This window comes from Blastococcus sp. PRF04-17 (assembly GCF_023016265.1).
GTDB lineage: Bacteria > Actinomycetota > Actinomycetes > Mycobacteriales > Geodermatophilaceae > Blastococcus_B.
The window spans coordinates 3,367,263-3,379,054 of record NZ_CP095412.1; the positions used below are offsets into that span (position 1 = coordinate 3,367,263).

At 74.5% G+C, this 11,792-nt stretch carries 10 protein-coding genes; 9 read left to right on the top strand and 1 reads right to left on the bottom strand.

What is annotated here, in order from left to right:
- Positions 1-12 precede the first annotated feature (12 nt).
- The 5 genes from MVA48_RS17005 to MVA48_RS17025 all read left to right on the top strand — a co-directional run bounded on the left by MVA48_RS17005 (position 13) and on the right by MVA48_RS17025 (position 6,295).
- Positions 13-1,275, top strand: a complete 1,263-nt coding sequence (locus MVA48_RS17005) for an MFS transporter (protein WP_246981916.1) — start codon at positions 13-15, stop codon at positions 1,273-1,275.
- A 54-nt stretch (positions 1,276-1,329) separates the two neighbouring features.
- Positions 1,330-2,178, top strand: coding sequence for an aldo/keto reductase (locus MVA48_RS17010; protein ID WP_246981918.1), 849 nt, complete (start codon positions 1,330-1,332; stop codon positions 2,176-2,178).
- A 96-nt stretch (positions 2,179-2,274) separates the two neighbouring features.
- Positions 2,275-2,856, top strand: coding sequence for a PadR family transcriptional regulator (locus MVA48_RS17015; RefSeq protein WP_246981919.1), 582 nt, complete (start codon positions 2,275-2,277; stop codon positions 2,854-2,856).
- A complete protein-coding gene (locus MVA48_RS17020; RefSeq protein ID WP_246981920.1) occupies positions 2,853-3,581 on the top strand; it encodes an ABC transporter ATP-binding protein in 729 nt (242 codons plus the stop codon). The genes MVA48_RS17015 and MVA48_RS17020 overlap by 4 nt, the downstream gene beginning before the upstream one ends.
- Before the next feature lie 5 nt (positions 3,582-3,586).
- A complete protein-coding gene (locus MVA48_RS17025; RefSeq protein ID WP_246981921.1) occupies positions 3,587-6,295 on the top strand; it encodes an ABC transporter permease in 2,709 nt (902 codons plus the stop codon).
- A gap of 1 nt (position 6,296) precedes the next feature.
- Here the strand turns inward: MVA48_RS17025 and MVA48_RS17030 are convergent, their stop codons facing one another.
- Positions 6,297-7,106: a DUF3097 domain-containing protein gene (locus MVA48_RS17030; RefSeq protein ID WP_246981922.1), complete on the bottom strand. Its 810-nt coding sequence runs from the start codon at positions 7,104-7,106 to the stop codon at positions 6,297-6,299.
- Positions 7,107-7,431: 325 nt separating this feature from the next.
- On the opposite strand from MVA48_RS17030, the gene MVA48_RS17035 reads away from it, so the two are divergent.
- From MVA48_RS17035 to MVA48_RS17050, 4 genes are all read left to right on the top strand, one after another.
- Positions 7,432-8,262 (top strand): DUF2382 domain-containing protein, encoded by an 831-nt coding sequence (locus tag MVA48_RS17035; RefSeq protein ID WP_246981923.1) that lies wholly within the window; start codon positions 7,432-7,434, stop codon positions 8,260-8,262.
- A gap of 116 nt (positions 8,263-8,378) precedes the next feature.
- Positions 8,379-10,373, top strand: coding sequence for a VWA domain-containing protein (locus MVA48_RS17040; RefSeq protein ID WP_246981924.1), 1,995 nt, complete (start codon positions 8,379-8,381; stop codon positions 10,371-10,373).
- 74 nt (positions 10,374-10,447) lie between these two features.
- Positions 10,448-11,569 carry an XdhC family protein gene (locus tag MVA48_RS17045; RefSeq protein WP_246981925.1) on the top strand — a complete coding sequence of 374 codons (1,122 nt, stop codon included), beginning with the start codon at positions 10,448-10,450 and terminating at the stop codon, positions 11,567-11,569.
- A 34-nt stretch (positions 11,570-11,603) separates the two neighbouring features.
- Positions 11,604-11,783, top strand: a complete 180-nt coding sequence (locus MVA48_RS17050) for a hypothetical protein (protein WP_246981927.1) — start codon at positions 11,604-11,606, stop codon at positions 11,781-11,783.
- The last annotated feature ends 9 nt before the right edge of the window (positions 11,784-11,792 follow it).

Consider the following 11,792-nt stretch of genomic DNA (forward strand, 5'->3'; position numbering starts at 1 on the left):
CGCGAGAGACCCGTGTCACCCCGCAGCGTGTTCAGTCCCTACGTCCGGTTGTTCGCCGTTCCCGGATCGGCCTGGTTCTCCTTCGCCGGCTGGCTCGCCCGCCTGCCGATGCCGATCCTCGGCCTGGGGGCCGTCCTCCTCGTCGAGGGCGCGACCGGCAGCTACGCGGTCGCCGGTGCGGTCGCCGGCACCCTCGCGCTGGCCGGCTCGCTGGTCAGCCCGCAGTGGGCGCGGGCCATGGACCGCCGCGGACAGGGCGCCGTCCTGCGGGTCGCCTTCACCGGCTACCTCTTCTTCGGCGTCTCCTTCGTCGCCGCGGTGGTCCTGGGAGCGCCCCAGTGGTCCTGGTTCGTCCTGGCCGGGCTGACCGGTGCGTGCGGCCCGAACGTGGGCTCGGCCGTCCGGTCGCGGTGGGCCCACGCGCTCGACGCCGACACGCGGCAGACCGCGTTCGCCTTCGAGTCCGTCGTCGACGAGGTCGTCTTCGTCGTCGGCCCGCCCCTGGTCACGCTGCTCGCCACGCTGATCAACCCGCCGGTCGGGTTCCTCACCGGCGTCGTCATCGGCTTCCTGGGCGGCACGTGGCTGTCGCGGCTCCGCGACACCGAGCCGCCCGTGCACCGGGTCGACGACGGCGTGCCCCGCCGCCGCTCGGCCCTCGGCAACGTCACCGTCGTCCTGGTCGCCGTCGTCTACCTGGCGGTCGGGGCGGTGTTCGGTGCCATGGACGTCGTCGTCGTGGCCTACGCCCAGGCGGAGGGCGCCCCGGCGCTGGCCGGGCTCGCTCTCGCCGTCTACGCCTTGGGCAGCCTCGTGGCCGGACTGGTCTACGGCGTCATCCGGCTGCCCGGCAGCCTCGCCGCCCGGTACATCGGCTGCGCGGTGTTCTTCGCCGTGGCCGCGCAGCTCCTGCTCGCGGTGGACTCGCTGGTCAGCCTCGTCGCGGTCGGCTTCGTCGCCGGCCTGGCCATCGCGCCGGTGCTCGTCTCCGGCATGTCGCTGGTCGAGTCGCGGGTCGCGCGCTCGGCCCTGACCGAAGCGCTGACCTGGGTCGTCACGGGACTCACCCTGGGCGTCACCGTCGGGTCCGCGGTCTCCGGCGCGGCCGTCGACGCCTGGGGAGCGGAGACCGCGTTCGCCGTCCCCGCCGCCGCGGCCGGCCTGGCCGGCGTGCTGGCGGTGGCCGGCGCGCGATGGCTCCGGTCGGCCGGCGGCCCGGTCGCCGAGCTTCCGCAGGACGGAACCGTCCGGATAGAGCACCGCGCCGTCGGGTAGCCGACCGCCCGGCAGCCGCCGCCCGTCGCGGCGCACCCGATCGAGAGGACCCCCGTGACCGAGCCCGCCTCCGGCGTGCCCACCATCGCCCTCAACAACGGCGTCGAGATCCCGCAGCTGGGCTTCGGCGTCTTCCAGATCCCCCCGGCCGACACGGTGCGGGCGACCCGCACGGCGCTCGAGGTCGGCTACCGCCACATCGACACCGCGCAGATGTACGGCAACGAGCGCGAGGTCGGGACCGCGGTCCGCGAGTCGGGCCTCGACCGGGCCGAGGTCTTCGTCACCAGCAAGCTCAACAACAACCAGCTGGAACGCGACGGCATCCTCCGGTCCTTCGACACGAGCCTCGCCGAGATGGGCTTCGACTACCTCGACCTGTTCCTGGTGCACTGGCCGCTGCCCGGCGTCAGCGACTACGTGCAGCGATGGAAGGCGATGGAGGAGATCTACGCCAGCGGCCGCGCGAAGGCCATCGGCGTCTCGAACTTCCAGCAGCACCACCTGCGCACCCTCTTCGCCGAGACGGAGGTGCGCCCAGCGGTCAACCAGATCGAGGTGCACCCCTACCTCACCCAGGAGGACCTGCGTGCCTTCGACGCCGAGCACGAGATCGTCACCGAGGCGTGGGCGCCGATCGCCAAGGGGCAGGTCGCCGACGATCCGGCGATCAAGGAGATCGCGGCCGGCCTGGGACGCACCCCGGCCCAGGTCACGCTGCGCTGGCACATCCAGCGCGGCGACGTGGTCTTCCCGAAGTCGGTGACCCGCAGCCGTGTCGAGGAGAACTTCGACATCTTCGGCTTCGAGCTCGACGAGTCGGCGATGGCGGCGATCTCGGGGCTCAACCGGGACGAGCGCACCGGCCCCGACCCCGACTCGTTCAACTACATCCCGGGCTGACCGGCCGCCCCCGGACGGAGCCGTCCGGGGGCGAAACCGCATCCGGGGGGCCCACCCGCTTCCCCCGGGGATACCGAGTATGCATACTCCGTATCCATGTCCATCCGACACGGTCTTCTCGCGCTCCTGGAGCGCGGTCCCAGCCACGGCTACCAGCTGCGCGCGGAGTTCGACGCCGCCACCGGGGCGGCCTGGCCGCTGAACGTCGGGCAGGTCTACACGACCCTCGACCGGCTCGAGCGCGACGGGCTCGTCGCCCAGGACGGCGATCCCGACCCCGAGGGACGGATCGCCTACCGGATCACCGACGACGGTCGGCGGGCGCTGACGTCGTGGTTTCGCTCTCCCGTCAGTGCGAAGAGCGCGCCTCGTGACGAGCTCTCGATCAAGCTCGCGCTGGCGGTCTCTACTCCAGGTGTCGACGTCCTGGGCGTCGTGCAGACCCAGCGCACCGCGACCATGACCGCGCTGCAGGAGCTGACCCGGCTCAAGGCCAGGGCCACCGATCCCGACGCCGACCTCGCCTGGTCGCTGGTCCTCGACTCGCTGGTGTTCCGGGCCGAGGCCGAGATCCGCTGGCTGGACCACTGCGAGGCACGCGTCGCCCGCGCGGCCACCCGGCGCCCCGTCACCTCGCCGGTCCCGTCCGCTGACGTCACGAAGGCAGTCCGGCCGTGAGTGCCCCGGTGCTGCTGCTCTCCGGCGTCACCCGCGAGCACCGGCAGGGCGAGGCCGTCGTGCACGCGCTGCGCGGGGTCGACCTGACCGTGCACGCCGGCGAGCTGGTGGCCGTCATGGGGCCGTCCGGCTCGGGCAAGTCGACGCTGCTGCACCTGGCCGGCGGGCTGGACCGGCCCACCTCCGGCTCGGTCCACGTCGAGGGCCGGGACCTCGCCGGCCTGCGTCCGGCCGACGTCGCCGCCGTCCGCAGGCGCAGCGCCGGGTACGTCTTCCAGGACCTCAACCTCATCCCCGCGCTCACCGCGGTGGAGAACGTCGCGCTCCCGCGCGAGCTCGACGGGGTCGGTGGGCGGCGGGCCCGCGCCGAGGCGCAAGCCGCGCTCGACGAGCTCGGCGTCGGCGAGCTGGCCGGGCGCTTCCCCGACGACATGTCCGGTGGCCAGCAGCAACGCGTGGCCATCGCGCGCGCCCTCGTCGGTCCCCGCCGGCTGCTGCTGGCCGACGAGCCGACCGGCGCGCTCGACTCCGCCACGGGTGAGGAGATCCTGCGCGTGCTGCGCGCCCGGTGCGAGGCAGGAGCGGCCGGCGTCCTGGTCACGCACGACGCCCGACACGCCGCCTGGGCCGATCGCGTCGTGTTCCTGCGCGACGGTGTCGTGGTCGACCAGTCCGGCCCCGCGGCCGGCGTCGAGTCGCTGCTGTCGCCCGGCGGCGCGCGGTGAGCCTCGTGCTGAGCCCTCCGGAGCGGGCGGTGCCGGCGCCGCCGGCCGACCCCGGCCCCCGGCCGGGCCGGCTCGCCGCCTGGGTGGTGCGCTGGCGGCTCGCACTGCGGCTGGCCCGGCGCGACGCCCGCCGGGCGAAGGGCCGGACGGCGCTGGTGGGGCTCATGGTCGGCCTGCCCGTCCTGGCGATCGTCGGCGGCGACGTGCTCTTCCGCAGCCAGGACGTGACCGGCGACGAGTTCGTTGCCAGCCGGCTCGGCCCGGCGGACGCGCTGATCCAGGGCCATGCGCGGGAACGGGTCTGGGCCGATCCCCTCTACGGCGAGCTCCTGCAGCCCCCGGAGGAGCCCGGCGCGCCCTGGACGGCCGAGGAGGTGGCCGACCGGCTGCCGGCCGGCTCGTCGGTGGTCGAGCGGCAGGTCGGCAAGATCCTGTTCCGGACCGACATCGGCTACGCCACCGTCGAGGGCTACGCGGAGGACCTCACCGGGACCTCCCGCGCCGACGCGTACGAGGTCGCGGAGGGGCGGGTGCCGGAGCGGGACGGCGAGGTGGCGATCAGCAGGGACATGGCGGACCGGGGCATCGAGGTCGGCGACACCCTGGCGCTGACCCGCGAGGACGTTCCCGGCACCGTCGTCGGGGTGCTGGAGGCGCCCGGGCTCGACGGGCTCCACTTCGTCGTGGTCCCGCCTGGTGAGGCCGACCTCCTGGTGAGCCCCCGCACGGAGTTCTTCGCCGAAGTCCCCGGCGGCCTGGACTGGCCGGCCGTCCAGGACCTCAACGGGCAGGGCCTCGTCGTCCTGTCCGGCTTGGTGGCACAGGACCCACCGCCGGCATCCGAGTACCAGCCGCCGAGCTGGCCGGCCGAGGCGGGACGGTCGAATGCCGAGGTGGCGGTCGCCGCGCTGATCGCCGCGGCCCTGCTGCTGGAGGTCGTCCTGCTGGCCGGCCCCGCCTTCGCCGTCGGGCTGCGGAAGCAGCGGCGGGACCTGGCGCTGCTGGCCGCCAACGGGGGCACGGCGGCGGACCTGCGCCGGGCGGTCCTGGCCTCCGGCCTCCTGCTCGGGGGCGGGGCCGCGGTGACGGGTGCGCTCGTCGGCATCGGGGTCGCCCGTGGCGCGATCCCGGTGCTCGAGAACCGGACCGGCGCCACGTTCGGGCCCTTCCAGGTGCCCGTGCTCGACGTCCTCGTGGTCGTGGCGGTCGGCGCCCTCGCCGGGCTGGCGGCCGCCTACATGCCGGCGCGGCAGGCCGCCCGGACCGACGTCGTCACCACCCTCAGCGGGCGTCGGGGGCAGGTCCGGACGTCGTGGCACCTGCCGGTGCTCGGCCTGATCGTCGCCGGCGCCGGCCTCCTGCTCACGGTCGTCGGCGCGCGGGGCACCGGGCTCCCGGTGGCCGGCGGGGCCGTGCTCCTCATCGCGGGCGTGGTCCTGACCACCCCCTGGCTGGTCGGTCTGCTCGCGCCGCTGGCCCGCCGGCTCCCGGTGCCCGCCCGGCTGGCCGTGCGGGACGCCACCCGGAACCGCTCCCGCACCGCGCCGGCGGTCGCCGCGGTCATGGCGACGGTGGCCGGGGTGACCACGCTCGCGATCGGCAGCGCCAGCGACAGCGCCCAGTCGGAGCGCGACTACCTGCCGCAGGCGCCCATGGGGGCGGCGTCGATCTCGGTCTTCGACGCCGACGAGGCGGGCTGGGCCGACGTCGCGGCGGAGGTGCGTGGGCTGCTGCCCGGCCGCGACCTCGTCCCGGTGCGGACGGTGCGGTGGACCGCGGACGACATGACGGGTCTCCTGGTGCGCGCCGACGGATGCGCCGGACCGATGCCTGAGTGCAGCTGGTACCCCGGCGCTCCCGGCCTGCTCACGATGGTGGGCGACATCGTCGTCCTCGACGGCGAGGCAGTCCTCGCCGTGACGCCACCGGAGCACCGGGACGCGGTGGAGGCGGCGTACCGGCCCGACCGCGTCCTGGTCTTCGGCTCGGGTGCGGTGGACGACAGCGGGATGGTCACCCTGCAGGGGACCCGCTGGGACGAGGGCTCCGGGACCGAGGAACTCCTGGGCGACGTCACGCTGCCTGCCACGGAGATCGTGCCGGCGTCGCCCGGGACGATCCTCCGCGCGCCGGCGACGGTCGTCGTCCCCCCGGCGCTGGCCGACCGGCTGCCCGTGGAGATGGTCACCTCGCGATTGCTGGTGGGCGGGCCGGGCGCACCGGTGTCCGAGGCCGAGGAGCAGCGCCTCCAGGAGGCGATCACCGCGCTCAGCGCGGAGTCCTACGTGTACGTCGAGCGTGGCTGGTCCGACGAGCTCTGGGTGGCCCGCCTGCTGCTGTTCGCAGTCGGCGGCCTGCTGGTGCTGGTGGCCACGCTCACCGCGACGGGGCTCGCCGTGGCCGACGCCCGGCCGGACCACGCCACGCTCGCCGCCGTCGGCGCGGCGCCGCGGACCCGGCGGCTCATGGCGATGGGCTCGGCCGCGGTGATCGGCGTGTTCGGCGCTGCGCTGGGGGTGGTGGCCGGACTGGCGCCGGGCATCGCGGTCGCCCATCCGCTGACGACGGAGGTGTACGGCTCGGGGATGGGCGCGGTCGTGGTCGTCCCCTGGGACCTCCTGGCCGCCGTGGCCATCGGCGTCCCGCTGCTCGCGGTGCTGGTGACCGGCCTGGTCGTCCGGTCGCGGTTGCCGATGGCGCGCCGCGTGGAGTGACTCAGTCGGCGGTCACGAAGTCGATCAGCTCCTCCACGCGGCCGAGCAGCGCGGGCTCGAGGTCGGTGAAGCTGGAGACGCGGGCGAGGATGCGCTGCGCCCACACGTAGCCGGTGTCGTCCTCCCAGCCCAGCCGCTTGCAGACGCCGGTCTTCCAGTCCTCGCCCTTCGGTACGGTCGGCCAGGCGCGGATGCCGAGGACCGAGGGCTTGACCGCCTGCCAGATGTCGACGAACGGGTGGCCGACGACCAGGGCGTGTGCGCCGGTGACCTGCTCGGCGATCCGCGACTCCTTCGAGCCCGTCACCAGGTGGTCGACCAGCACGCCGAGCCGCCGTCCCGGGCCGGGCCGGAAGTCGCGGACGATGGCCGGCAGGTCGTCGACGCCGTGCAGCGGCTCGACGACGACGCCCTCGATGCGCAGGTCGTGGCCCCAGACCTTCTCGACGAGCTCGGCGTCGTGCTTGCCCTCGACATGGATGCGGCCGGCACGGGCCACCCGGGCGCGGGCGTTGTTGACGTACACCGAGCCCGACGCGCTGCGCAGCGGGCCGGACGGCGCGGCGTGCTTCGGCCGCACCAGCACCACGGGCCGGCCGTCGACCCAGAAACCGGGCCCGAGGGGGTAGCCGCGCACCTTGCCGAACCGGTCCTCGAGGTGGACGACGTCCTTCTCGCACCGGACGACCGCGCCGACGAAGCCGGAGCTGGGGTCCTCGACCACGAGGTCCTTCTCCGCCTCCACCTGGGGCACCGGCTTCTTGACGGTGCGGGGATGGACGAGGCTGTCGTACGGGGAACGGGGAGGCACCCGCCCATGCTGGGCGAGGCGTTCCGTCACACGGCGGCGACGCGCCGGGTCGGGTACGCGACACGCCCGGCTTTCCGGCCGATCACTTTCCGTGATCGAGGCGACGCGGTCGCGCGACAAGTGGGTTGCGCGGCATCTACTGGGTCGTGACCTGCGGCAACGCCCGTTCCCGTCCCGAGACGTGGTGGTGCGGTACGGCGATTCCGGACCGGCGCGGTTCGGCCATGGGTGTGTCGACGTCCTCGGCTCGTTTCGCCGTGTCGATCGGGGTCACCCATTGGTGTGACCGCACCAGCCCCGTGCAACGGATAGGAGCAAGCAGACGATGATCGGCACCGACACCATCAGCCGCGTGATCGGCCAGGACGTCTACGACGAGTCCGGCGAGAAGATCGGCTCGGCAGCTGAGGTCTATCTGGACGACGAGACCGGCCAGCCGGAATGGGTCACGGTGCGCACCGGCCTGTTCGGCACGAAGGAGTCGTTCGTACCGCTGCGCAACGCCGACCTGACCGACGACGGCGTGCGCATCCCGGTCAGCAAGGAGCGCGTCAAGGACGCCCCCAAGATCGACACCGACGGCCACCTGTCGCCGCAGGAGGAGCAGGAGCTCTACCGCTACTACGGCATGGGCACCGGCATGGAGTCGACCACCGGCATGGAGTCGACGACCGGCATGGAGTCGACGACCGGGATGGCGACGACCGGCATGACCTCGGGCACCGACACGCGCGGCACCGTGGGTCACGACACCTCCGGCCCGACCACCGACAACGCGATGACCCGCTCGGAGGAGCGGCTCGACGTCGGCACGCGGTCCGAGGAGGTCGGCCGGGCCCGGCTGCGCAAGTACGTCGTCACCGAGAACGTCACCGAGACGGTGCCGGTCTCGCGCGAGGAGGTCCGCCTCGAGCGCGAGCCCATCACCGACGCCAACATCGGCAACGCCATGGACGGGCCGGCCATCTCCGAGGAGGAGCACGAGGTCGTCCTGCACGCCGAGACCCCCGTCGTGGCCAAGGAGGCCGTGCCGGTCGAGCGCGTCCGCCTGGACAAGGAGACCGTGACCGAGCAGGCCACCGTCACCGAGGGCGTGCGCAAGGAGCAGATCGAGATGGAGGGCGACGCGGGCACGACCCGCGACCGCGGCATCTGAGCCGGGCCCCCTCGCGGGGGACACCGACGGCGGCGGCCGGTCGAGGACCAGACTCGACCGGCCGCCGTTCTGCGTCTCCGCGCCGCGACGGCCCGCCGGGTGGGATGCTCGTCGCCGTGACCGAGCGCGACCTGCCCGCGGACCCCGGCGAGCTGGCCGCTGCCCTGGAGAAGAGCGGCTACCTCCCCGACGAAGGGCTGGCCACGGCCGCCTACCTGGCGCTGGTCATGCACCGCCCGCTGTTCCTCGAGGGCGAGGCGGGCGTCGGGAAGACCGCGCTGGCGCACGCGCTGGCCGAGGTCACCGGCCGGCCGATCTACCGGCTGCAGTGCTACGAGGGCCTGGAGGCCAGCCAGGCTCTCTACGACTGGGACTTCGGCCGGCAGCTGCTGCACCTGCGCGCGGCGGAGGCCGCCCACGACACCGGCGACCCGGCGCGCCTGGAGGCCTCGCTCTACGACCGCCGGTTCCTCCTCGCCCGGCCGCTGCTACAGGCCCTCGAGGACTCCCCGAGCGTGCTGCTGATCGACGAGGTGGACCGGGCCGACGACGAGTTCGAGGCGTTCCTGCTCGAGATCCTGTCCGACTTCACCATCTCCATCCCGGAGCTGGGCACGGTGCGGGCGACGACCCCGCCGCTGGTCGTCCTCACGTCCAACCGCACCCGCGAGGTGCACGACGCGCTCAAGCGCCGCTGCCTCTACCACTGGCTGCAGCACCCCGACTTCGACCGCGAGGTCGCGATCCTCCGCCGTCGGCTGCCCGAGGTCACCGAGCGGCTGGCCCGGGAGGTCGCCCGGGCGACGGCCACGCTGCGGACCCTGGACCTGCTGAAGCCGCCGGGCATCGCCGAGGCGATGGACTGGGCGAGCGCCCTGCACACGCTCGGCGCCCGGGAGCTCGACCCGGACGTCGCGGCGCGCACGCTGGGCGCGGTCCTGAAGTACCGCGAGGACACCGACCGGGTGCAGGCGCTGGCCCGGGGGCGCTCTTCGGTGCCTGAACCGCGGGACGTCGTCGACACGGTGCTGGGTTTCGCCCGCACGCTGCGGGCAGCGGGCGTGGCCGCATCACCGGACCGGGTCGAGGCGATGCTGGCCGCGGTCGCGGCCCTCGACGTGCTCGAGCCCGGGGCCGTCTACTGGGCGGGCCGGCTCACCCTCTGCGGCGGCCCGGACGACCTCGACCGCTACGACGCGGCCTTCGCGGCGTACTTCGCCGGCGAGGTGCCCCGGGTGCGGCCCCGGTCCGACCGGCCGGAGATGCTGCGGCTCGCCGCCTCCGCGCCGCTCGAACCGGGCAGCGGCGAGGGGGACGACGACCCGGAGACCTCCGAGCTCGCGGTGCAGGCCAGCGGGGACGAGGTGCTGCGCCATCGCGACGTCGCCGACCTGACCGTCGCCGAGCGGGAGCACCTGCGCCGGCTGTTCGCACTGCTGTCGCCCGCGGCGCCGCTGCGGCCCTCGCGCCGCCGGGCCCCGAGCCTGCGAGGGGCGGTCCACCCGGCGCGCACCGTCCGGGCGGCGTTGCGGGAGGGCGGCGAGGTGCGGCGGCTGGCGCGCCACCGACGACGGTCGCGGGCGCGCCGCGTCGTCCTGCTCGTGGACGTGTCCGGGTCGATGTCGCCGTACGCCGACGCGCTGCTGCGGTTCGCGCACGCCGCCGTCCGGGCGCGGCCCGCCTCGACCGAGGTCTTCACCATCGGCACCCGGCTGACCCGGGTGACCCGCGAGATGCGGCTGCGCGACCCCGACCGGGCGCTGGCGGCCAGCGGCTCGGCCATCCCGGACTGGTCGGGCGGCACCCGGCTCGGAGAGGCGCTCAAGGCGTTCCTCGACCGCTGGGGCCAGCGCGGCACCGCGCGGGGGGCCGTGGTGGTGCTCTGCAGCGACGGCTGGGAGCGCGGCGGCACCGAGCTGCTGGCCGAGCAGATGACGCGGCTGCGCCGGCTGGCGCACGCGGTCGTGTGGGTGAACCCGCACAAGGGACGGGCGGGCTACGAGCCGTTGACCGGAGGGATGCGCGCCGCCCTGCCCTCGGTCGACCACTTCGTCTCCGGGCACAGCATGGCCGCGTTCGAGGAGCTGACGGGGGTGATCCAGCGTGCGTGAGAAAGGACCCCGGCCTTCTCATCCCTCGCATGCTCGGGACGAGCCTCGGGACGGGGCCGGAGAGGATCAGTCGAATGCGCGATGTCCTTGAGGATCTGATCGGCTGGTGGCAGGCGGGGGAGACCGTCGGCATGGGCACGGTGGTGGCGACCTGGCGGTCGGCTCCGCGCCCGGCGGGAGCCTCGATGCTGGTGGGTCCCGACGGAACCGCGGTGGGCAGCGTCTCCGGCGGCTGCGTCGAGGGGGCGGTCTACGAGGAGGCGCGGGACGCCGTCGAGACCGGGGCGCCGGTCCTGCAGCGCTACGGGGTCAGCGACGACGACGCCTTCGCCGTCGGCCTGACCTGCGGCGGGGTCCTGGACGTCTTCGTCGAACCGGTCTCCCGGGAGTCCTTCCCCGAGCTGGGGGACGTCGCGGAGTCGGTCGACCGGCACGAGCCGGTCGCCGTGGTGACCTGCGTGAAGGGTCCCGACGACCGGCTGGGCAAGCGCATGGTGCTGTGGCCGGACCGGGCCTCGGGCACCTTCGGCCTCCAGCGGCTCGACGACGCCGTGGCCGACGACGCCCGCGGCATGCTCGCCGCGGGGCGGACGGGGATCCTGCACTTCGGGCACGACGGGGAGCGGCGGGGCGACGACCTCGAGCTGTTCGTGAACTCCTTCGCCCCGCCGGCCCGCATGGTGGTGTTCGGGGCGATCGACTTCGCCGCGGCCGTCGCCCGGGTCGGCGCCTTCTTGGGCTACCGGGTGACGGTCTGCGACGCCCGGCCGGTGTTCGCCACCGCCAAGCGGTTCCCGGACGCCCACGAGGTCGTCGTCGAGTGGCCGCACCGGTATCTGCAGGGGGAGGTCGACGCCGGCCGGATCGACGAGCGCACGGTGCTCTGCGTGCTGACCCACGACCCGAAGTTCGACGTCCCGCTGCTCGAGGTGGCCCTGCGGCTGCCGGTCGCCTACGTCGGTGCCATGGGTTCGCGGCGGACGCACGACGAGCGGCTGGCCCGGCTCGAGGAGGCGGGGCTGTCCGGCGAGGAGCTGGGGCGGCTGTCGTCGCCGATCGGGCTGGACCTCGGCGCGCGCACGCCCGAGGAGACCGCGATCTCGATCGCGGCGGAGATCATCGCCGGCCGCTGGGGCGGCACGGGGGAGCGGCTGGCCGGCATCGAGGGCCCGATCCACCGGACGGCGGAGCGCTGAGAGAGGACGCCGTCACGCCGGTGATCATCGTCGCGTGGCTGCCCCGCCCGGCGCGTTGCCCGGCCATCTGCCGATGATCGACGCCGACCTGCCGCACCTCCGCCTCGGGTCGGCCGTCCTGCGCAGCGCCGTGCCGCTCGACCGGGCCCGGGCCGCCACCGCGGTGCTGCCGGTACCGCACCGGCCCACGACTGCCCGCGACACGCCGGGCTGACGGGCTACC